At 63.8% G+C, this 21,715-nt stretch carries 16 protein-coding genes and 1 pseudogene; 15 read left to right on the top strand and 2 right to left on the bottom strand.

The features are described from left to right. Window positions 1–610, bottom strand: a 610-nt coding sequence (locus AC1A0G_RS05705) for a hypothetical protein (RefSeq protein ID WP_476528232.1), incomplete at its 3' end; no start/stop codon positions are given. Window positions 611–835: 225 nt separating this feature from the next. Between AC1A0G_RS05705 and AC1A0G_RS05710 the strand changes: the two are divergent. The 4 genes and pseudogenes from AC1A0G_RS05710 to AC1A0G_RS05725 form a co-directional block, all read left to right on the top strand. Continuing rightward, window positions 836–1,579 (top strand): annotated as a pseudogene (locus AC1A0G_RS05710) (lipoate--protein ligase family protein); the annotation flags it as partial. A 133-nt stretch (window positions 1,580–1,712) separates the two neighbouring features. Next, window positions 1,713–2,432, top strand: a complete 720-nt coding sequence (locus AC1A0G_RS05715) for a Crp/Fnr family transcriptional regulator (RefSeq protein ID WP_476528326.1) — start codon at window positions 1,713–1,715, stop codon at window positions 2,430–2,432. Window positions 2,433–2,626: 194 nt separating this feature from the next. Then, window positions 2,627–4,981 carry a transglycosylase domain-containing protein gene (locus AC1A0G_RS05720; protein ID WP_476528233.1) on the top strand — a complete coding sequence of 785 codons (2,355 nt, stop codon included), beginning with the start codon at window positions 2,627–2,629 and terminating at the stop codon, window positions 4,979–4,981. A gap of 127 nt (window positions 4,982–5,108) precedes the next feature. Continuing rightward, window positions 5,109–6,242 (top strand): NADH:flavin oxidoreductase/NADH oxidase, encoded by a 1,134-nt coding sequence (locus AC1A0G_RS05725; protein ID WP_476528235.1) that lies wholly within the window; start codon window positions 5,109–5,111, stop codon window positions 6,240–6,242. 277 nt (window positions 6,243–6,519) lie between these two features. Here AC1A0G_RS05725 and AC1A0G_RS05730 read toward each other — a convergent pair whose 3' ends face one another. Continuing rightward, window positions 6,520–7,668, bottom strand: coding sequence for a quinone-dependent dihydroorotate dehydrogenase (locus tag AC1A0G_RS05730; RefSeq protein ID WP_476528237.1), 1,149 nt, complete (start codon window positions 7,666–7,668; stop codon window positions 6,520–6,522). Window positions 7,669–8,068: 400 nt separating this feature from the next. Between AC1A0G_RS05730 and AC1A0G_RS05735 the strand changes: the two genes are divergently transcribed. The 11 genes from AC1A0G_RS05735 to rpoB all read left to right on the top strand — a co-directional run bounded on the left by AC1A0G_RS05735 (window position 8,069) and on the right by rpoB (window position 21,696). Then, on the top strand, window positions 8,069–8,872 hold the full coding sequence (locus tag AC1A0G_RS05735; protein WP_476528239.1) for a DeoR/GlpR family DNA-binding transcription regulator: 804 nt from the start codon (window positions 8,069–8,071) through the stop codon (window positions 8,870–8,872). Between the two features lie 5 nt (window positions 8,873–8,877). Next, window positions 8,878–10,128 (top strand): galactose-1-phosphate uridylyltransferase, encoded by a 1,251-nt coding sequence (galT, locus tag AC1A0G_RS05740; RefSeq protein ID WP_476528240.1) that lies wholly within the window; start codon window positions 8,878–8,880, stop codon window positions 10,126–10,128. Window positions 10,129–10,161: 33 nt separating this feature from the next. After that, window positions 10,162–11,412: a galactokinase gene (gene galK, locus AC1A0G_RS05745; RefSeq protein ID WP_214373705.1), complete on the top strand. Its 1,251-nt coding sequence runs from the start codon at window positions 10,162–10,164 to the stop codon at window positions 11,410–11,412. A gap of 265 nt (window positions 11,413–11,677) precedes the next feature. Next, window positions 11,678–12,463 (top strand): MFS transporter, encoded by a 786-nt coding sequence (locus tag AC1A0G_RS05750; RefSeq protein WP_476528242.1) that lies wholly within the window; start codon window positions 11,678–11,680, stop codon window positions 12,461–12,463. Further along, window positions 12,418–13,194 carry an MFS transporter gene (locus tag AC1A0G_RS05755; protein WP_476528244.1) on the top strand — a complete coding sequence of 259 codons (777 nt, stop codon included), beginning with the start codon at window positions 12,418–12,420 and terminating at the stop codon, window positions 13,192–13,194. Before AC1A0G_RS05750 ends, AC1A0G_RS05755 begins: the two co-directional genes overlap by 46 nt. 150 nt (window positions 13,195–13,344) lie before the next feature. After that, window positions 13,345–13,617, top strand: a complete 273-nt coding sequence (locus AC1A0G_RS05760) for an ACT domain-containing protein (protein WP_214373704.1) — start codon at window positions 13,345–13,347, stop codon at window positions 13,615–13,617. Between the two features lie 32 nt (window positions 13,618–13,649). Then, window positions 13,650–15,014 carry a DUF711 family protein gene (locus AC1A0G_RS05765; protein ID WP_476528245.1) on the top strand — a complete coding sequence of 455 codons (1,365 nt, stop codon included), beginning with the start codon at window positions 13,650–13,652 and terminating at the stop codon, window positions 15,012–15,014. 524 nt (window positions 15,015–15,538) lie between these two features. After that, window positions 15,539–16,189, top strand: coding sequence for a tRNA (cytidine(34)-2'-O)-methyltransferase (locus tag AC1A0G_RS05770; protein ID WP_476528246.1), 651 nt, complete (start codon window positions 15,539–15,541; stop codon window positions 16,187–16,189). A 33-nt stretch (window positions 16,190–16,222) separates the two neighbouring features. Beyond that, entirely contained in the window at window positions 16,223–17,122 is a 900-nt protein-coding gene (locus AC1A0G_RS05775) for an HhH-GPD family protein (RefSeq protein WP_476528248.1), read from the top strand. Window positions 17,123–17,208: 86 nt separating this feature from the next. After that, entirely contained in the window at window positions 17,209–17,868 is a 660-nt protein-coding gene (locus AC1A0G_RS05780; protein ID WP_476528249.1) for a hypothetical protein, read from the top strand. 297 nt (window positions 17,869–18,165) lie between these two features. Further along, window positions 18,166–21,696 (top strand): DNA-directed RNA polymerase subunit beta, encoded by a 3,531-nt coding sequence (rpoB, locus tag AC1A0G_RS05785; RefSeq protein WP_476528327.1) that lies wholly within the window; start codon window positions 18,166–18,168, stop codon window positions 21,694–21,696. Window positions 21,697–21,715 lie beyond the last annotated feature (19 nt).

Genomic DNA, 21,715 nt, shown 5'->3' on the forward strand with positions numbered 1-21,715 from the left:
CGCTTCGTCGCCATGCTGATCCTGTCTTCCATAAGACAAGCCAAACAGGACCGATACCGTTCGCGCTCATTCCCGATGAGGCACCACCACACCCTACGCGCTCAAAAAACGTGAGGCACGTCGTACAGCCCCGCCGGTGACGGTGGGGCTTTATTATTGCCGCATGAGGATATTGCGGGGCGAATGCAAGACGCCGGGCGGCAAACTGGTCGCGGTCAATGTGACGGTCGATGGCGGCGGGGATATTGCCGGCGGGACGGTGACCGGATGCCGGCTGGATGGGGACTTCTTCGTCGACGGCGACGACGTGGCCGCGCGAAAGCTGATCGGGGCGATCGAACGTGCGTTGATGGACGGAGAGTCGGCGGGGCCGGTGATCGAACGATACGAGCGGACAGCCGGCGTGCGGTTGGTCGGCACCGATGCGGCGGCGATCGACACGGCGTATGCGCGGGCGGTAGGCGGCGATGCGGCGATGGGTGCGGAAGATTGCTCGACTCGGCTGCGCCTCGCTCGAAATGACAATAACGGGGAGGCGCTCGCTCGAAATGACAGTAATGAGGGAATGCTCGCTCGCAATGACGGTGGAAAGGCTGCGTTCGATAGGCATGACGATGGGACAGACCTATTGACCCCCTCAGTCGGACGCCGTCCGACAGCTCCCCCTGTCAGGGGGCGCAAGGCAAATCAGCCTGATTACCTATCAGCGGATAACCCAGCTTCCCTTATCAGGGGGCGCAAAGAGGCTTCGGGTGTTGATCGAACCGATAGGTCGTCGGGTGTTCTCTCCCTCAGTCATGCTGTGCATGACAGCTCCCTCATCAGAGGGAGCCGAGAACATGAGCGGCGCTGGGCGGTGCTGCGGCCTGACATAATCCATGATGTACCGCGCGAACCGGCCGAACAGATGATCATCGACGAACAGTGGGCTCGCGAGGTCGCATCCGGCGAACGCCCCGCGACCATCCGCTTCTGGGAATGGGCATCGCCGGCCGTGGTCGTCGGCCGCTACCAGTCCATTCCGGACGAAGTGCACGAGGACGTCGCCGCGCGCGACGGATTCGCCGTCGTGCGCCGTTGCACGGGCGGCGGGGCGATGTTCATCGAACCCGGCAATACGATCACCTACTCGCTGTACGCGCCATTGTCGTTCGTCGCCGGCATCGGCATCGAGGAATCGTATCGACTGTGCGATCACTGGCTGATCGAATCGCTGCGCGCCATCGGCGTCACCGCCACCTTCTCCGGCATCAACGACATCGCCGCAACCGACCCGGCGACCGGCAAACCGGCCGGCAAGATCGGCGGCGCAGCGCAACGCAGATTCCCCGCCAAACCGGCAGCGAACGGCAACGCAACAGCCGGCCCCGGATCGGTACTGCACCACGTCACGCTCGCCTATGACATCGACGCGGGGCACATGAGCCGCATCCTCAACACATCCGCGGAAAAACTGTCCGACAAAGCCGTCAAATCCGCGAGAAAACGCGTCGACCCGCTGCGCTCGCAGACCGGACTGCCGCGCGACGAGATCGTCCGCCGCATGATCGCGTACCTGCGTTCGACATATCGTTCGTGAACGTGGCAGGACGAACCGGAACCGACCGATTACAATATGAACAGTCGCGACCGGTCGGAGTCGACCGTGATCGGTGACGGCGGTCGCGTACGGCGGTGACATGGCGGAAAGCGGACAAGGCAAGGATGGTGCGATGAGCGCGAAAAGCCCCAACGAAATACCCGGCGAAGGCAACACACTGCTGCACACCGCGTTATTCGCGCAGGTCTCGCCCGAGCAGGCCGAGGAGCTGTTGCCGTTCCTGATGGAGGCGCACTACGACAAGGGCGAGTGCATCTTCCACGAAGGCGACACCGACCATCGCATGTACCTGCTCGAATCCGGCAAGGTCAAGCTGATCCGCACCTCGTCCGACAACCGCGTGCAGCTGCTGTCCATCCACGCCCGTGGCGAAGTGCTTGGCGAAATCCCGGTGTTCGACCCGAACGGAGGGCCTCGCACCGCATCCGCGATCGCGATGACCGACAATACGCGCGTGGTCTGGCTCGAACATGACGCGCTGTTCGCATGGCTCGACAAGCATCCGCGCGTCGCCGTCGACATGCTGCAGGTGCTGGCCCGGCGCATGCGCGACAACAACGAGCGCATCAGCGATCTTGTGTTCATGGACGTGCCCGCCCGGCTCGCCAAAACACTCGTCAACCTCGGCAGCCGCTTCGGAGAGCCGGTCGAGGAGGGGCTGCTCGTGCCGCACGATCTGACGCAGGAGGAGATGGCGCAACTGGTCGGTTCCTCGCGCGAGACGGTGAACAAGGCGCTCACCGATTTCTCGAACCGCGGCTGGATCGCCCGCAAGGGACGGTCGGTGATCATCTACCAGCCGGGCATGCTGATCCGGCGCTCGCGCAGATAGGGGCATATTGGACGTTGAATGGGCCGGAGTGTTCCACCCCTCAGTCCGCTTCGCTGCCAGCTCCCCTTCAGGGGAAGCAAAGCGAGAGCACGAGTCCAGCGAATATTCAGCAATTGTCATGATGTTGCGGGTTTTGTGACGATCGTTCGCGGGCGAGGGATAGGGGTGAGGCCCGGTAGACCCACACCTTTAGAATGAGCACCATGCCCAAGAAGAATCCTCTGACAGTATCACGTGTGTTTGCGTTGGTCCTGGCTTACCTGTCGCTGTGCGTTGCTGGTGGCGTCGTCGGCAGCGTGCTGCTCATCCCTGGCGTGTTCGCCGCCAACCGTGTGGCGCAGGCCGTCATGCCCTCGCTGCAGGTCGAAGGCATCGATTTCGATGTGACCAGCCTGCCGCAGAAGTCCACGATGTACGCGAAGGACGCCACCACGCAGATCGCCCAGTTCTACGAGGACAACCGCATCGTCGTGCCGATCAAGGACGTTTCGCTGACCATGCGCCAGGCCGTCGTCGCACGTGAGGACCGTCGATTCTTCGAGCATGCCGGCGTCGACGTGCAGGGCGTGCTGCGCGCGTTCGTCACGAACTATCTCAAGGACACCAACCAGGGAGGCTCGTCCCTGACCCAGCAGTACGTCAAGAACGTGCTCATCACCACGGCCGAAAGCAACAACGACCCGATCTCGCAGTACCACGCCTCCGAGGACACGTACGCGCGCAAGATCCGCGAGATGCTCATCGCCGTGCAGATGGAGAAGAAGTACTCCAAGCTCGAGATCCTGCAGGGCTACCTCAATATCGCGCAGTTCGGCGCGAACCGGCTCTACGGCGTCGAAACCGCCGCGCAGTACTATTTCGGCGTCTCCGCGAAGGATCTGAATCTCGTGCAGTCGGCCACGATCGCGGCCATCACGAAGAACCCGGAGAACTACGACCCGTCGATCGAGAAGAACCAGAAGGAAGCGCAGAAACAGCGCAACATCGTGCTCGACCTGATGTGGGAACAGGGCTACATCAAGGACAAGAACGAGTACGAGACGGCGAAGAACACGCCGATCGCGGACACGCTGAGCATCCATCCGATGACCTCCGGCTGCGTGAACGCCGGCGACTACGCGTTCTTCTGCGACTACGTGACCCACCGCATCCTCAACTCGTCGGAATTCGGCAAGACGCAGGCCGACCGTGAGGCGCTGCTCAAGGAGGGCGGCCTGTCGATCGTGACCACGCTGGACGTGGACGCGAACAAGCTGCTCATGGACACCGCGCGCGCCACGATCCCGCCGACCGACCCGACCGGATTCGAGATCATGATGGCGTCGGTCAAACCTGGCACCGGCGAGGTGCTCGGCTTCGGCCTCAACCGGTACTACGCCGTGGGCGACACGAGCAACGACCAGACGAAGACCTCCATGAACTACATGGTCGACCAGGTCGACGGCGGCGGCGCCGGCTTCCCGGTCGGCTCGTCGATCAAGCCGTTCAACATGGTCGCATGGCTGCAGGCCGGCCGGTCGATCAACGAGAACCTGCAGACCAGCACCGTGTACACGACCAACGAATTCGCATGCGACAACTACAACGGCAAGGCGACGATGTACTACGGCACCACCGAACCGTGGAAGGTGACGAACGCGGACGGCGGCAACGTGAACCCGGAAAGCCCGCTCAACGGTCTGGTCCGCTCGCACAACACCACGCAGGCGTCCATGGGCGCGGTCATCGGCCTGTGCCGCGTGGCCGACGCGTTCTCCGCGGTCGGCTACCATGACGCGTCCACGCTGGAGTCGATCGACAAGACCGACAAGTTCTACAGCCCGTCCATGATGATCGGTACCGTCAACGTCTCCCCGCTGACGATGGCCAACATGTACGCGACGCTGGCCGCGGACGGCGTCGAATGCACGCCGATCGCCATGACCAAGGTCACGCGCAAGAACGGCGAGGAAATCGCCGTGCCGAAGGCAAACTGCCATCAGGCCATCGACAAGGACATCGCGCAGACCGTCGCCTATGCGATGAACCAAGGCACGATCCGCTCCGACGGCGCCGGCCAGTTCGCGAAACTGACCAGCGGCCGCAAGACGTTCGCGAAGACCGGTACGAACGAGACGACCTACATGGCCACGGGCGGCTTCATCCCGAACGAGATCGCCACGTTCGTGCTCATGGGCGACGTGCAGGCCCCGTACCAGAACCAGGTCGCGAACGTCGCCATCAACGGCGTGTACCGCGGCTACTGGGATGGTGGTACGATCGCGGCCCCGGCATGGAAGTCGTTCATGGACGCCTACGCCGACAAGAAGGGCATGAGCAAGGACGTCGGCAAGGATTACGGCAACGCGGCGAGCAAGTACACGACTTCGAGCGGTGGCGTGACTTCCATCCAGGGCACCACGGTGTCCGGGTCGACCTCCAGCCGCAGCTCGTCGAACTCGAGCGGCACGACCTCGAACAACAATTCGAGCAACACAACCACGCAGGGTACGACCAGCGAAGGCACCACGTCGCGCGACAACAACAGCACCACGACCTCCGGCCAGTGAGCCGGACCACGGTCCTGGCCGTGCCGGCCTAGCCGCAGCGGTTCACCCGCCGTTTACCGAACGCCCGTCTTCGCGACGGGCGTTCGTCGTACAATGGCGTCAAAGTGGCGTTCGGAAAGGAACCGACATGAGCGATGAAGACGGCAAGGCCGCCAAGAAGACGAAGAAAAGCAAGAAGGGCGCGGATCTGTTCTCCCCGATGCCGTTGCGCGGACTGACCGTGCGTAACCGCATCTGGATGCCGCCGATGGACACCTATTCGGCCGTGGGCCGCGACGGCAAGCCGACCACGTTCCACTATCAGCATTACGTTTCACGCGCGATGGGCGGCTTCGGCATGATCATCGCCGAAGCAACGGCCGTGGCCCCGGAAGGGCGCATCTCGCCGTGCGACGTGGGCCTGTGGAACGACGATCAGGTCGAGGCGTGGCGCTGGATCGTTGACGGCGTGAAGGCGACCGGCGCGGTGATAGCCGTGCAGCTCAACCATGCGGGCCGCAAGGGGTCCACCGGCTGCTTCGGCGTCGGCTTCTCCGGCGACAGCGTCCCGTTCGAGGACGGCGGCTGGCAGACCGTGGCTCCCAGCCCGATCGCCTACGGCCACTACGCGATGCCGCGCGCGCTGGGCGTGGATGAGATTCACGGCATCGTCGCGCAGTTCCGCGACGCGGCGGCCCGTGCGGTCTCGGCCGGGTTCCAGGCCATCGAGATCCATGCCGCGCATGGCTATCTGATCTCGCAATTCCTCGACCCCTTAAGCAATGAGCGTGAGGACGAATACGGCGGCGATCTGGCCGGCCGTATGCGGCTGCTGGTCGAGGTCGCCGATGCGATCTGTTCGGTGATCCCCGGCGACATGCCGTTGCTCGTGCGTATTTCCGCGACCGATTGGGCCGCGGGCGGCTGGGATCTCGATCAGACCGTGGAGGTCGCGAAGGTGCTCAAGGAGCACGGCGTCGATCTGGTGGACGTGTCGACTGGCGGCATCGTGCCGAATGTGACGATTCCGGTCAAGCCGAACTATCAGGTGCCGTTCTCCACGCAGGTGCGCGAGCGCGCCGGCGTGCCGGTGACGGCGGTGGGCCTGATCACCAAGCCGAAGCAGGCCGCGAAGATCGTCAAGCGCGGCGAGGCCGACGCGGTCGAGATCGGGCGTGCGGCGTTGCGAGACCCGTATTGGCCGTTGCGCGCGGCCGCCAAGCTCGGCGTGCCGGTGGCCGACGCGCCGTATCAGCCGCAGTACGTGCGTGGCGCGTACTGAGTATCGCGTTGCACATATTGGGCGTATCGGAGCGGTTGTACCGAGCGTATCAAGTCTAGGGCATTGGCATCGATGCGCTGCCCATGTGCACGCGGAGCGTGACGGGGAGCGCTTGCTCCCCGTCATCAATAACCGAACATCGTTGCAATGTCAAGGTTTTTACGGGTGGCGCTGTCGGGTATGGCCGCTCCCTGTCACGCTCCGGGTGATAACAATGACGCTGGAGCGTGACAGGGATCGGGAGTGCGCTCCGATGTTTGCCTGCGGGGAGGGGGAGTTACGCGTCGGCGCCGACGGCTTCGGCGACGCTGCCGTAGCCGTCGCGGCGCAGCAGTTCGGCCAGACCGCGCTTCAACACGGTGATCTGTTGCGGGCCGCGGTACATGAGCGCCGAGATGAACATCACGAGGCTCGCGCCGCAGCGGATCTTCTCATACGCCTGCTCGGGCGTGAACACGCCGCCGATGCCGGCGATCGCGAACCGGTCGCCGTATTCGCGGTAGACCTGACGCACCAGCGCGTTGCTCGCACGGTAGGTCGGGCCGCCCGAGAGCCCTCCCTCCCAATCGCGAGGAATCTCCATGCCGGTGCGGTCCTTCTGCAGGTTCGCGAAGCTCACGCCCTGCACGTTGTGCTCGGCCAGCACGTCGAGCAGGCCGCGGAACTCATCCCAGCTCTTGTTGAGCGGCATCTTTACGAGCGTCGGCTGCGGACGGTCGATCTTGTCGAGCGCGGTGAACAGACGATCCAATGCCTCCGGCGTTTCGGTGAACGGTTCGCCGGCGTGCGTGTTCGGACAGGACACGTTCACTTCGACCATCGCGGTGCGTCCGGCGGCGCGGCGCATCGAGATGCAGTAATCCTCGATGCCCTCGTCCAGATCGCCGCATTGGTCGTCGTTCGTACGCGCGATCGACACGGAGATCTGCATGTCCTTCGCCTTCGTCCACGCCTTCTCCGCGCGCTCGATCACCTTGTCGGAACCGTCGTTCGCAAGCCCCACGTGCACCATCATCGAATCGTATTCGGGCAGACGGTGGAACCACGGCTTCGGATTGCCCTTGCACGGGCGGGCCGTGGTCGAGCCGACCGTCTCGAATCCGAATCCGGCGTTGTCCATCAGCACCGGCATGTCGCAGTTCTTGTCGAGGCCGGCGGACAGGCCGAACGGGTTGGCGAAGCTCACGCCCATCACGTTCGTTTCGAGGATCGGATCGGTGTAGTCGAGCATCTCGTTGAGCAGCCACATGAGCGGCGGGATGTTCTTGGTGACGCGGCAGAACTCGATCATCTGGTCGTGCGCCACGTCGGGTGTGTGGTTGAACACGAAATACGGCTTGACGATGTGCTTGTAGCCGAAGGTGAAGAGGTCGGTGGTGGCTTTGTTCACGGCGTCGTGCCAGAAGCTTTCAGATACATAGGTCATGCGTCCCATTGTGGCACCGGCGGGGGAGAAGCGGAACCGTGTTGTGCGGGTACGGTTTACGCGGCCGTGCGCATAAACCGTACTTGCGCGGCGCGTTCGAGTACGTTTCATGTGCGTGGACGCATGAAACGTATCGGTAGGGGGCGTGTCCAAGTACGTTTCATGTTCTCGGCCGCATGAAACGTACCGGTAGAGGTGCGTTCGGATACGGTTGATGCTTCCGATCGCATGAAACGTAACGGAAGGATGTGCTCGCGTACGGTTTATGTGGATGGTCGCATAAACCGTACGTGCTGTTTTGTGCGGTTCGGATGAATGATTTGTGTGATTGTCAGCGTGTTGTGGCGCGAAACGCTCATTTCGGTTTGGTTTGTGAGCTTATGTGTGCGATAATGTTCGAATGATTTCCTCACAACGTCAACATCTGATACTGAGCAGGCTGCGCACCCGCGGTGCGGTGCGCATCACCGCGCTGAGCAAGGAACTCGGCGTTTCCGCAATGACCATCCGCCGCGACATCGCCGAACTGTCCGACAAGGGACTGCTCAAGCGCGTCCACGGCGGCGCCGTGACCACCAGCACGTTGCTGAGCGAACCGCTGTTCTCCGTAAAGTCGCAGATGGACATCGGTTTGAAGGACGCCATCGCGCAGGAGGCCGTCAAATATGTGGCCCCCGGCGACGTGATCGCCATCGGCGGCGGCACCACGGCATACGTCTTCGCGCAGCATCTGCTCGAATCGCAGCAGTCCAGCGGCATCACGATCCTCACCAACTCGATTCCGGTGGCCGAACTCGTGCAGGCCCTCGAATCGAAGGACGTCGAGGTGATCGTCACCGGCGGCGTCATCACGCGTTCCAACTCGCTCGTCGGCCCGATCGCCGACAAGGTCGTCGCGTCCCTGCGCGTCAACACCGTGTTCCTCGGCACGCATTCCGTGTCGCTGCCGCGCGGCTTCCTCATGCCCAATTCGCTGGAGGCCGCCACCGATATGGCGATGATGGACATCGCCGATCGCACCATCATTCTTACCGATCACACCAAGTGGAGCTGCACCTCGCTGTCGTTGTTCGCGCGCTTCGACCAGGTGGATACGGTGATCACCGACGACGGGCTCGACCCCGACTCGGCGAGCAAGACCAAGGAATTGGTAAAGGAGCTCGTGCTGGCCCGCCAGAGCGAGCAAACGGAGGAAAGTGAGTGATTCACATGGCAGATTTTGCCAACTACGAACCGGGTGCATACGCGAAGGAGCACATCCGCATCACGCCGACCACGCTGGCCGACGGACGTGACTTCTTCTACCTCGACGACGATCCGGAATACGTGTCCGGCAAGAAGACGCGCGAGCTGCACGATCCGCGTCATCTGGCCTACCGCTTCGCCAACCAGCTGAACGCCGCCGGCGAGGAGGTGCCGTACGCGGCCCCCGAAATGCGCCGCGACCCGCTGACCGGCGACTGGATTCCGATGGCGACCGCGCGCATGAACCGCCCGATCACCGCCGGCCCCGGCGCCACCGCCAAGGGCAACCCGCTGGCCGCGCGCAAGCCCGGCGACCCGTATCAGGACGGCGAGGTGCCGGACACCGACTACAACGTCGTCGTGTTCGAGAACCGCTTCCCGTCGATGGTGCGCGTACCCGGCCGCTCCGAGGACGTGACCTACGTCGACGGCAACCCGCTGTGGGAGAAGAAGATGGCCGTCGGCCGCTGCGAGGTCATCTGCTTCGACCCGAACGAGCACGGTCTGCCGGCCGACCTGCCGGTGTCGCGTCTGCGCACCGTCGTCGAGGCATGGGCATTCCGCACCGCCGAGATCTCCAAGATGGACGGCATCGAGCAGATCTTCCCGTTCGAGAACCACGGTCAGGAGATCGGCGTCTCGCTCGCCCACCCGCACGGCCAGGTCTACTGCTACCCGTTCATCGCGCCGAAGATGGAGCAGGAGCTCAAGCACACCGAGGCCTATCATGACAAGACCGGCGGCAACCTGCTCAAGGACATCATGAACGCCGAGATCGAAGCGGGCGAGCGCATCGTCATGCGCAACCACAGCTGGGTCGCCTACGTGCCGGCCGCCGCCCGCTGGCCCCTCGAGGTGCATGTCGCCCCGGTGCGCGACGTGCTTACCATCGACCAGCTCAACGACCAGGAGCGCTGGGACCTCGCCTCGATGTACTCGCACCTGCTGAAGCGCGGCAACGCGTTCTTCGACAAGGGCGACGGCAAGGGCATGGACCTGCCGTACATCGCCGCATGGCATCAGGCCCCGATCCACGACCCGCGCCGCGAGAACTACCGTCTGAACCTGCAGTTCTTCTCGTTCCGCCGCGCCGCCAACAAGATCAAGTACCTCGCCGGTTCCGAATCCGGCATGGCCGCCTGGATCTCCGACACCACGCCGGAACTCATCGCCAAGCGCTTCCATGAGCTGGGCGACGTGGACATCGCCGACTGACGTTCCCGATCACACATACAGAAAGAAACACCAATGACCGCTGTTGAATTCATCGAACCGATTTCCCACGAGGCCGGCGTCGAGCAGGCCACCGCGCTGTTCACCAAGACCTACGGCGTCAAGCCGGAAGGCGTGTGGGCCGCTCCGGGCCGCGTCAACCTGATCGGCGAGCACACCGACTATAACGCCGGCCTGTGCCTGCCGATCGCGTTGCCGCACCGTACGTTCATCGCACTGTCCCCGCGCGACGACACCAAGGTGCGCCTCGTCTCGGACGTGGCGCCCGACAAGGTCGCCGAAGCCGACCTGTACGAGCTGCAGGCGCGTGGCGTGGACGGCTGGGCCGCCTACCCGACCGGCGTGGCGTGGGCGCTTCGAGAAGCCGGTTTCGACAAGGTGCAGGGCTTCGATGCCGCGTTCGTCTCCTGCGTGCCGCTCGGAAGCGGCCTGAGCTCGTCCGCCGCGATGACCTGCTCGACCGCGCTCGCCCTGGACGACGTGTACGGCCTCGGCTACGGCTCCTCCGACGCGGGCCGCGTGACGCTCATCAACGCCGCGATCAAGTCCGAGAACGAAATGGCCGGCGCGTCCACCGGCGGCCTCGACCAGAACGCGTCCATGCGCTGCACCGCCGGCCACGCGCTGCTGCTCGACTGCCGTCCGGAGCTCACCCCGCTCGAGAACGTCTCCCAGCAGGAGTTCGACCTCGACAAGTACGGCCTCGAACTGCTCGTGGTCGACACGCAGGCCCCGCACCAGCTCAACGACGGCCAGTACGCCCAGCGCCGCGCCACCTGCGAGCAGGCCGCGAAGATCCTCGGCGTCGCCAACCTGCGCGTCACCGCCGACGGCATCGCCAAGGCCGACGATCCGTTCCAGGCGCTCAAGGAGACGCTCGACGCGCTGCCGGATGAGACGATGAAGAAGCGCGTGCGCCACGTCGTCACCGAGATCGAGCGCGTGCGCTCCTTCGTGCACGCCTTCGCCAAGGGCGACATCGAGGCCGCGGGCCGCCTGTTCAACGCCTCGCACGACTCGCTGGCCGCCGATTACGAGGTCACCGTGCCCGAACTCGACGTGGCCGTGGCGGTCGCCCGCAAGAACGGCGCCTACGGCGCGCGCATGACCGGCGGCGGCTTCGGCGGCTCGATCATCGCGCTCGTCGACAAGGGCCGCAGCCACGAGGTCGCCCAGGCCATCGCCGACGAGTTCGAAAAGCAAGGCTTCCACGCGCCGAGGGCGCTGGCGGCCGTGGCGGCGCCGAGCGCGAGCCGCGAAGCGTAAGCGATTCCGCGCGACACGCCCGGGCGTACTTACGAAAAATCGAAAAACGTATTACGATCGCGTCTCGTCTTGATAATCGCATGCCATATGGTGTTTTTCCGCCGCATGGCATGCGATTTTTTGTTGCCGATCGTGACCCGGACGTTAGGGGTTGTCGGCGCTCGCCAATGAAGTCGCACACCGCAATCCCGCGGCATCGATCACGGGAACGGCGGCGCGCGATCGCATGTTCGGTCGGGTGCCGCGCGACGGCAACGACGTCGATATGAAGAAGAGGATTCCGTTGTCCGTCAACCAGACAACCATTCGTAAGAACCAACTGTCCGACGACGCGTTCGTGCCGGACGCGCACCAGCATTTCGATCATCCGCACAAGGTCATGCTCGGCCTGTACATCAGCGTGTTCCTGGGCATGCTGTCGGAAACGTCGATGAACATCACCCTGCCCGATCTGATGGCCGACTTCGGCATCTCGTCCGGCACCGCGCAGTGGATGGTCGTCGGCTATATGCTCGCCATCGGCGTGGTGCTGCCGTGCGTGGGCTTCATGCTCAAGTGGGTCAAGGCCAAGACGCTCGTGCTGTTCGCGCTGGTCTGCTTCCTGATCGGTGCGATCGTATGCACCATCGCACCCACGTTCCCGATCCTGCTGGCCGGCCGCATCATGCAGGGAATTAGCACCGGCATCGTGCTGCCCACCATGTACGCGGCGATCATGCGCGTGTTCCCGCCGCACAAGATCGGCGCGGCGAACGGTGTCGCGGGACTGGTCATCATGTTCGCTCCCGTCATCGGACCGACCATCGCCGGCGCGCTCATCGGCGCGTTCTCGTGGCGTGCGATCTTCGCGCTGTTCGCGATCGTCGCCGTGGTTGCGATCGTATGCACGGCGATGTTCTTCGTCACGCCGATCGAACGCACCCGTCCGAAGGTCGACGCGGTCTCCATCCTCGCCTCGGCGGTCGGCTTCGGCTGCCTCGTCGCCGGCGGAGCCTCATCAGCGACATGGGCTTCGCGCCGGCCGTCATCATCCTGCTCGTCGTCGGCGTGATCGTGCTCGCGTTCTACGCCTGCCGTCAGCTCACGATCGCCGACCCGCTGCTCGACCTGCACGCGCTCGGCATCGCCGCGTTCCGCACGCCGGCCATCATGATCAGCTGCTCGTTCTCCTGCACGCTCGCGTTCATGTACCTCGTGCCGCAGGAACTGCAGCGCGGCATGGGCCTGAGCTCCACCGTCGCCGGCCTGCTCATGCTGCCCGGCGGCGTGATCAACGCGCTGTGCACGCTCGCCGCCGGCCGCATGTTCGACCGTCACGGCGCGAAGCGTCTCGTCTGGATCGGCTCGGCGCTCACCGTCATCGGCGGCGCGCTGTTCTTCATGATCGGCGTCTCCACACCGGTCGCGCTGTTCCTCGCCGCGCACATCATCGTCATGGTCGGCATCCCGTTCATTCAGCAGTCCGCACAGTCCGCGGCGCTCAAGTCGCTGCCCGGTCGCATGGCCGCCGACGGCAGCACGATCATGAACACCATGCAGCAGGTGTGCGGCGCGATCGCCACCGCCGTCGCCACCTGCCTGCTCGGCCTCGGTCAGGCGAACTACACGGCCGCCGGCGGCACGAACCCCGCCCAGGGCTTCGTGGACGGCTCGCGCTACGGCTACCTGTTCGGCATGGTGCTCGTGGTGATCGTGCTGGCGTGCTCCTTCCTGCTCAAGGAGCACCACGAGGAACCGAAGCTCGTGCCGGTGCAGGTCGAGGTCGAGAAACTGGCCGCGTGACGTCGGTCGCCGGACCGTCGGACAGACGATACGGTGAGATGAACCGCATCTCGTAACGGGTGTTCCCCTATACTGGGGAGCACCCGTTTTCCGTATGCTTTCCGTATGCCCGAAACCGATTTTTCGACCATCCACCAATCAGGGAGCGCCATGAACAAGGCAATCATCACCGTCGTCGGCAAGGACACCGTCGGCATCATCGCACGCGTCTGCACCTACCTGTCCCAGCACAACGTCAACGTGCTCGACATCTCCCAGACCATCATCGACGGCTTCTTCAACATGATGATGATCGTCGACTACGCGAACTCCGACAAGGAATTCAGCGCGATGGTCGGCAACCTCGAGGATCTCGGCGATGACATCGGCGTGCGCATCCGCTGCCAGCGCGAGGAGATCTTCACCAAGATGCATCGCATCTAGTCTCGACGGACCGAACCGAAAGGAACGCAACCATGCTGAATATCATGGAGGTCCACGAGACCAACCAGATGATCGAGCAGGAAAAACTCGACGTGCGAACCATCACCATGGGCATCTCGCTGCTTGACTGCGCGGCCGACACCGTCGACGAGACCTGCGACAACATCTACCGCAAGATCACCACCTACGCCAAGGATCTCGTCGCTACCGGCCAGGCCATCGAACAGGACTACGGCATCCCGATCGTCAACAAGCGCATCACCGTCACCCCGATCTCGCTCGTCGGTGCCAGCTCGTGCAAGACGAGCGCGGATTTCGTCAAGATCGCGCACGCGCTCGACCGCGCGGCCAAGGAAGTCGGCGTCGACCTCATCGGCGGCTATTCGGCGCTCGTGAGCAAGGCCATGACCCCGGCCGAACGGCTGCTCATCGAATCGCTGCCGCAGGCCCTGACCGAAACCGACATCGTCTGCTCGTCCGTGAACGTCGGCTCCACGAAGACTGGCATCGACATGAACGCCGTCGAGCTGCTCGGCCGCGTCATCAAGGACATCGCCTACAACACGCGCGACAACGACTCGTATGGCTGCGTCAAGTTCGTCGCGTTCTGCAACGTGCCCGACGACAACCCGTTCATGGCCGGCGGATTCCACGGCGTGACCGAAGGCGACGCGGTCATCAACGTGGGCGTCTCCGGGCCGGGCGTCGTTTCACGGGCTTTGGACGCGGCCAAGGGCAAGGATTTCGAGTTCCTGTGCGAGACGATCAAGCGCACCGCGTTCAAGATCACGCGCGTGGGCCAGCTCGTCGCGCAGGAGGCGTCGCGGCGGCTCGGCGTGCCGTTCGGCATCATCGACCTGTCGCTCGCACCGACCCCGGCCGTGGGCGATTCGGTAGGCGAAGTGCTCGAGAAGATCGGCCTCGAACAGGTCGGTGCGCCCGGCACCACCGCGGCTTTGGCGATGCTCAACGATCAGGTGAAGAAGGGCGGCATCATGGCTTCCTCGTATGTCGGCGGCCTGTCCGGCGCGTTCATTCCCGTCTCCGAAGACAAGAACATGATCGACGCGGCGGCCTCCGGATGCCTCACGCTCGAAAAGCTTGAAGCGATGACCTGCGTGTGCTCGGTCGGCCTCGACATGATCGCCATCCCGGGCGACACGACCGCGGCCACGATCTCCGGCCTGATCGCCGACGAGGCGGCCATCGGCATGGTCAACCAGAAGACCACCGCCGTGCGCGTCATCCCGGTGTACGGCAAGGGCGTGGGCGAGATGGCCAACTTCGGCGGACTCATGGGCTACGCGCCGATCATGCCGGTCAACAACACCTCGTGCGAGGCGTTCGTGACCCGCGGCGGCCGCATTCCCGCTCCGATCCACTCCTTCAAGAACTGACGCTTGCGCTTGTCCTCCCTGCGCTTGTCCCTTCCCTCAGTTTGGGTACCGGCTGAGGTAAGTAGCAGCTGAGTTCAGTTCCAGCGTACGTGACCGTGGTGCGGCGGGGTATATGTATCGTGACCGTAAGACTTGGGCGAGCGCCCCGGAGCGTGTCACGATACATATACCCCGCCGCACCACTGGTTAAGTGCGACATCATTACTTTGCTGTGAAAGTATGTACGCAACAAGAATTGCTGAATCTAAGATCACGATACGTATATCCGATCTGTCGCTGGCTAGTTGTGCACCTGCGTTCGCTGAAATTACGTAACGATATCTACGAAACGAGCGTGGGTGCGGGGTATGTGTATTTCGACCGTAAGACTTGGGCGAGCGCCCCGGAGCGTGTCGAGATACACATACCCCGCACCCACGCGGACGCCGGAACAAACTTGATCAAACTGAGCGCAAAGCCTTCGGGCAGGGGCTGTTTTATGCTCAGGTGTCGGAAATCGTATACAACAACAGACGGTGGATGATATGACGGAACAGGCGGAAGCGCAGCAGAACCCGGAAGCCAAGGTCGAGAAGATGTTCGAATACGGATATCGCAAGTCGAACTATGGGCCAGACGAGCTCGTGACCGACGCGCACGGCAACCCGATCTCCGTGGTCGACGCGATGCTGTCCGCCGAGGACGCCGCCAAGGCCGAAACCGCCACCCCGCACCTGTGCTACTACAGCCCACGCATCCCCGGCAACACCGGTTCCGCGATCCGCCTGTGCGCGGTGACCGGCACCATCCTGCACCTCGTGGAGCCGCTCGGATTCAACCTGCGCGACACGAAGCTGCGTCGCGCCGGCCTCGACTATCACGACATGGCGCACGTCGTGCTGCACCCGAACTTCGACAATCTCGTCGAATCCATGCCGAACTCGCGCATCATCGCGTTCACGGCCCACGCCACGAAGCTGTACACCGAAGTCGAATACAAGCCGACCGACATTCTGCTGTTCGGTCCCGAACCGGGCGATATTCCCGATCCGATGGACATCATGGCCGGCCCGCATGTCGCCGAGCAGGTGAGGCTGCCCATGCGTCCGTCGCTGCGTTCGCTCAACCTCACCAATTGCGCGTCCATCGCGATCTACGAGGCTTGGCGGCAGCTCAATTTTGCCGGCGGCAGATAAACAGTCGACGACCGGTAAACGATTTCGCATCGTATGAACGATCTTCAACACAGCGAATCCGTCCGCCGCAAGCTCGCCGCATGGTGGGATGCGAACGCGCGCGACCTTCCGTGGCGGTTCGGCCGTGCGACGCCGTGGGGCGTGCTCGTCTCCGAGGTAATGAGCCAGCAGACGCAGATGAGCCGCGTCGTGCCGTACTGGGAAGTTTGGATGCGGGCATGGCCGGACGCGGCGGCGCTCGCGGACGCGTCGACGGCAGAGGTGATCACCGCGTGGGGTCGGCTCGGCTATCCGCGTCGCGCGTTGCGGCTGCAGGAGTGCGCCCACGTGGTGCGAGACCAATATGCCGATGATCTGCCGCGCACGTACGACGAGCTGACCGGGTTGCCCGGCATCGGCGACTATACGGCGTCGGCGGTATTGAGCTTCGCGTTCGGCGAGCGCATCGCGGTGATCGACACGAACATTCGACGCGTGCTGTCACGCGTGTTCCTCGGCGTGGAGTCGTTGGGCGGTTCCGCGAAACCGGCCGAGCGCGAGCTGGCGAATCGCGTGCTGCCGGCCGATGCGGCGCGATCGGTGACGTGGAACCAGTCGGTGATGGAACTCGGCGCGACCGTATGCACCGCGAAGAACCCGCTGTGCGACAGCTGCCCGGTGCGGGACGATTGCGCGTTTCTGGCGGCCGGACGGCCCGGACTGGGGGAGCGGCGCACGCGGCCGCGGCAACGGTTCGCCGGAACCGACCGACAGGTGCGCGGGCTGGTGCTGAACGCGCTGCGCGGACTGCCGGACGGCGAACGTGTGCTGCCGCGAACACGGATCGAAACGTTGTGGATGGACCATATCCAGCTTGACAAGTGCATCGCGTCGCTGGATGAGGACGGATTGATCGACATATTGCCGGATGGCGGCGTACAGCTGCCGCAGTGAGTGCTGGTCGGCGTGCGACCGCGTCGATGACAGCGTATGCATTATGCGGTCGGTCGTTCAAGAGTCGTGGTATAGACTGAGGGACTATGGTACAGCGGAAGTCGGGGCGGCCTATCGGACAGCGCACACCGCGCAAACGTAAGCTCAGCAAAAAACAACGGGCGATCTATCGTCGCCGTCGTGTCGTGGTCGCGCTGGTGCTGGTCGTCGTGGTCGCGCTGGTCGGCTTCTGCGGATACAGTCTCGTGCGCGGCATCGGCGCGATCGGAGCGGCGATCAACCACGACGAGATCTATGCGATCTCACGCAAGGCCGTACCCGATCCGCCGAAATCAAGTGGCATCAAGGATTGTGCGAAGAATACGGTGAGTCTTACGCTCACGCCGGCCGCGCAAAGCGTGCCGGTCGGCGGATCGCTGAACTTCACCGCGACGATCACGTACACCGGTTCCAGCAAGGCCGGCTGTCTCGTGGACGGATCGAACGAGAACCGTGTACTGACGATTTCGTCGGGCGACAAAACCGTGTGGAGATCCGATTCCTGCCCATCGGATTCGCGCATGCTGCTGATGAGCAAGGGCGACGCCGACCAGCAGCAGATCACATGGAACGCGAACGCGACCGGCTCTCAATGCGCGGACGACAGCACGCTGCCCAAGGTCAACGCCGGCACCTACACCGCACGGCTCAGCCTCAAGGACCAGCCCGAAGTCGTCAGCGACCCGGTGACGATCACGGTGCAGTAGAGAACCCTCACTATCGTTATGCTGAAACAGGCGGAACCAGAACCGATTCCGCCTGTTTCAGCATAAGTGCGGCAACACGCAGGAGTGTTGTGCGATTGCGATGCCTGTGCTATACTCTGAAATTTGCGTATATGCATGTCATATTGCGGGCATGCTGACAAAGACGGAGCGCCCGCAGTTTCAGGCATATGGCGGCCTGAGCGGCGCTTGTCGGGGAACACATACCGAGTATCGAACGAACAAGCGAGCGATAAGGAACGTCCATTGGCTACTGAGTCTACGACGAATACCACCACCATGATCGCACGCGCCGACCAGCACGACATTGACGTGCACAAGGCGTCGGACCGTGTGAACTTCGGCTCCATCCGCGAGCCCATTGATGTGCCCTACCTGCTGGGCGTGCAGACCGACAGCTTCGACTGGCTGATCGGCTCCGACCGCTGGAAGAAGCGCGTTGAAGAGGACGAGAAGAACGGCACCAACACCGTGCCGCACATGTCCGGCCTCGACGAGGTCTTCAACGAGATCTCCCCGATCGAGAACTTCGCCCAGACCATGAGCCTGACCTTCTCGGACCCGTACTTCGAGGAGCCGCGCCACACCGTGCAGGAGTGCAAGGAGAAGGACTACACCTACTCCGCGCCGCTGTACGTGAACGCCGAATTCGAGAACGGCGACACCGGCGAGATCAAGTCCCAGACCGTCTTCATGGGCGATTTCCCGCTGCAGACCCCGCACGGCACCTTCATCATCGGCGGCACCGAGCGAGTCATCGTCTCCCAGCTCGTGCGCTCCCCGGGCGTCTACTTCGACCGCTCCACCGACCGTGCGTCCGGCAAGGACGTCTTCGGCGCGAAGATCATCCCGTCGCGCGGCGCGTGGCTCGAGTTCGAGATCGACAAGCGCGACGTGCTCGGCGTGCGCGTCGACCGCAAGCGCAAGCAGTCCGCGATCGTCTTCCTCATGGCCATCGGCATGACCAAGCAGGAGATCCGCGACGCGTTCGAAGGCTACCCGCTGGTCCTCGACGCGCTCGACAAGGAGACCGTCGACACGCAGGACGAGGCCCTGACCGATCTCTACCGCAAGATCCGCCCGTCCGACACCGCCACGCCGGAGGCCGGTCGCAACCTGCTCGACTCCTTCTACTTCAACACCAAGCGCTACGATCTGGCCCGCGTCGGCCGTTACAAGATCGACCGCAAGCTCGGACTCGAGCACGAGATCAACGATCGTTCGCTCAAGCGCGAGGACATCATCGCCACCATCAAGTACCTGGTGACGCTGCACGCCGGCGAGGCGACCTTCCCGGGCAAGCGCAAGGGCCAGGACGTCGACCTGCGCGTCGAGACCGACGATATCGACCACTTCGGCAACCGCCGCATCCGTCAGGTCGGCGAGCTGATCCAGAACCAGCTGCGCACCGGCCTGTCCCGTATGGAGCGCGTCGTGCGCGAGCGCATGACCACGCAGGACGCCGAGGCGATCACCCCGCAGTCGCTGATCAACATCCGCCCCGTGAACGCGACCATCAAGGAGTTCTTCGGAACCTCCCAGCTGTCGCAGTTCATGGATCAGAACAACCCGCTGGCCGGCGTGACCAACAAGCGCCGTCTGTCGGCCCTCGGCCCCGGTGGTCTGTCGCGCGACCGCGCGTCCATGGAAGTGCGAGACGTGCACCCGTCTCACTTCGGCCGTATGTGCCCGATCGAGTCTCCTGAAGGCCCGAACATCGGTCTGATCGGCTCGCTGGCGACCTTTGGCCGCGTCAACCCGTTCGGCTTCATCGAGACCCCGTACCGCAAGGTCGTCGACGGCCAGGTGACCAACGAGGTCGAGTACATGACCGCCGATCAGGAAAACGATCACGTGATCGCGCAGGTCAACCAGAAGCTCGACAAGAACGGCAAGTTCGCTACCAACATGGCCCTCGCCCGAGCCGACGAGGAAGAGGCGGTCGACGTTCCGGTGAGCTCCGTCGACTACATGGACGTCTCGCCGCGCCAGATGGTCTCGATCGGTGCCTCGCTGATCCCGTTCCTCGAGCACGACGAGGGCCACCGAGCGCTGATGGGTACCAACATGCAGCGTCAGGCCGTCCCGCTGGTCGAGTCCGAGCGCCCGCTCGTGGGCACCGGTTCGGAATGGCGCGTCGCGTACGATTCCGGCGACGTGATCATCGCCGACAAGCCGGGCGTCGTGACCTACGTGTCCGCCGACCTGATCCGCGTGATGAACGACGACGGCACGCAGTCCAGCTACAAGCTGGCCAAGTTCCAGCGTTCCAACCAGACCACCTGCTACAACCAGCGTCCGATCATCAAGAGCGGCGAGCGCGTCGAGGCCGGCACCGTCCTGGCCGACGGCCCGGCGATCGAGAAGGGCGAGATCGCGCTCGGCAAGAACCTGCTGGTCGCGTTCATGCCGTGGAACGGCTACAACTACGAGGACGCCGTGATCATCTCGCAGCGCCTCGTGCAGGACGACACGCTCTCCTCCATCCACATCGAGGAGTACGAGATCGACGCCCGCGAGACCAAGCTGGGTGCCGAGGAGATCACCCGCGACCTGCCGAACGTGGGCGAGGACGCGGTGGCGAACCTCGACGAGCGCGGCATCATCCGCATCGGTGCCGAGGTCGAGGCCGGCGACATCCTCGTCGGCAAGGTCACGCCGAAGGGCGAGACCGAGCTGACCCCGGAGGAGCGCCTGCTGCGCGCCATCTTTGGCGAGAAGTCCCGTGAGGTGCGTGACACCTCGCTGCGCGTGCCGCACGGCGAGACCGGTACCGTGATCGCGGTCAAGGAGATCACCCGCAAGGATGCCGAGGAGGACGGCGACGAGCTGCCGAACGGCGTCAACCAGATGATCCGCGTGTACATCGCGCAGCACCGCAAGATCACTGTCGGCGACAAGATGTCCGGCCGTCACGGCAACAAGGGCTGCATCTCGCGCATCCTGCCGGAAGAGGACATGCCGTTCCTCGCGGACGGTACTCCGGTCGACATCATGCTCAACCCGCTGGGCGTGCCGTCTCGAATGAACCTCGGCCAGGTGCTTGAGCTGCACCTCGGCTGGATCGCGCACTCCGGCTGGGACATCTCGCTTGACCCGGATCTCGAGGCCGAGTGGAAGAAGTACGTGCCGGCCGGCGCCGAGAAGGGCGATCCGTGCACGCCGATCGCTACCCCGGTGTTCGACGGCGTCAAGCCGGAGGTCATCAAGGGCCTCATGAAGTCGACGCTGCCGAACCGCGACGGCGACCAGATGGTCGGCGAGGACGGCAAGGCGTGGCTGTTCGACGGCCGTACCGGCGAGCGTTTCGGCAAGCCGATCTCCGTGGGCTACATGTACATGCTCAAGCTCCACCACCTGGTCGACGACAAGATCCACGCGCGTTCCACCGGTCCGTACTCGATGATCACGCAGCAGCCGCTGGGCGGCAAGGCCCAGTTCGGCGGCCAGCGCTTCGGCGAGATGGAGGTGTGGGCCCTCGAGGCCTACGGCGCCGCCTACACGCTGCACGAGATGATGACCACCAAGTCCGATGACGTGGACGGCCGCGTTCGCGTCTACGGCGCGATCGTCAAGGGCGATAACCTGCCGCCGGCGGGCATCCCCGAGTCGTTCAAGGTGCTGCTCAAGGAAATGCAGTCCCTGTCGCTGAACGTCGAGGTCCTGAACGCCGAGGGCGTGGCCATCGACATGAAGGACGAGGACGACGACCCGGCCTCCGCCAGCGACGATCTGGGCTTCAACATCGGCGCGCGTCCTGACGCGGCCGCGAAGGAAGACCAGAAGGCCGAAGAGCCGGAATACCAGTGATCCATATGGCCGCCTACCG

Source organism: Bifidobacterium sp. LH_230, from assembly GCF_056357555.1.

What these genes read in the sequence shown, in the direction of transcription:
- AC1A0G_RS05755 (WP_476528244.1), top strand. Translation starts at nt 12,418, where the DNA reads ATGGGCTTCGCGCCGGCCGTCATCATCCTGCTCGTCGTCGGCGTGATC.
- AC1A0G_RS05750 (WP_476528242.1), top strand. Translation starts at nt 11,678, where the DNA reads ATGAAGAAGAGGATTCCGTTGTCCGTCAACCAGACAACCATTCGTAAG.
- AC1A0G_RS05725 (WP_476528235.1), top strand. Translation starts at nt 5,109, where the DNA reads ATGAGCGATGAAGACGGCAAGGCCGCCAAGAAGACGAAGAAAAGCAAG.
- rpoB (WP_476528327.1), top strand. Translation starts at nt 18,166, where the DNA reads ATGATCGCACGCGCCGACCAGCACGACATTGACGTGCACAAGGCGTCG.
- galT (WP_476528240.1), top strand. Translation starts at nt 8,878, where the DNA reads ATGGCAGATTTTGCCAACTACGAACCGGGTGCATACGCGAAGGAGCAC.
- AC1A0G_RS05760 (WP_214373704.1), top strand. Translation starts at nt 13,345, where the DNA reads ATGAACAAGGCAATCATCACCGTCGTCGGCAAGGACACCGTCGGCATC.
- AC1A0G_RS05730 (WP_476528237.1), bottom strand. Translation starts at nt 7,668, where the DNA reads ATGACCTATGTATCTGAAAGCTTCTGGCACGACGCCGTGAACAAAGCC.
- AC1A0G_RS05765 (WP_476528245.1), top strand. Translation starts at nt 13,650, where the DNA reads ATGCTGAATATCATGGAGGTCCACGAGACCAACCAGATGATCGAGCAG.
- AC1A0G_RS05770 (WP_476528246.1), top strand. Translation starts at nt 15,539, where the DNA reads ATGACGGAACAGGCGGAAGCGCAGCAGAACCCGGAAGCCAAGGTCGAG.
- AC1A0G_RS05780 (WP_476528249.1), top strand. Translation starts at nt 17,209, where the DNA reads ATGGTACAGCGGAAGTCGGGGCGGCCTATCGGACAGCGCACACCGCGC.
- AC1A0G_RS05775 (WP_476528248.1), top strand. Translation starts at nt 16,223, where the DNA reads ATGAACGATCTTCAACACAGCGAATCCGTCCGCCGCAAGCTCGCCGCA.
- AC1A0G_RS05735 (WP_476528239.1), top strand. Translation starts at nt 8,069, where the DNA reads ATGATTTCCTCACAACGTCAACATCTGATACTGAGCAGGCTGCGCACC.
- AC1A0G_RS05720 (WP_476528233.1), top strand. Translation starts at nt 2,627, where the DNA reads ATGAGCACCATGCCCAAGAAGAATCCTCTGACAGTATCACGTGTGTTT.
- galK (WP_214373705.1), top strand. Translation starts at nt 10,162, where the DNA reads ATGACCGCTGTTGAATTCATCGAACCGATTTCCCACGAGGCCGGCGTC.
- AC1A0G_RS05715 (WP_476528326.1), top strand. Translation starts at nt 1,713, where the DNA reads ATGAGCGCGAAAAGCCCCAACGAAATACCCGGCGAAGGCAACACACTG.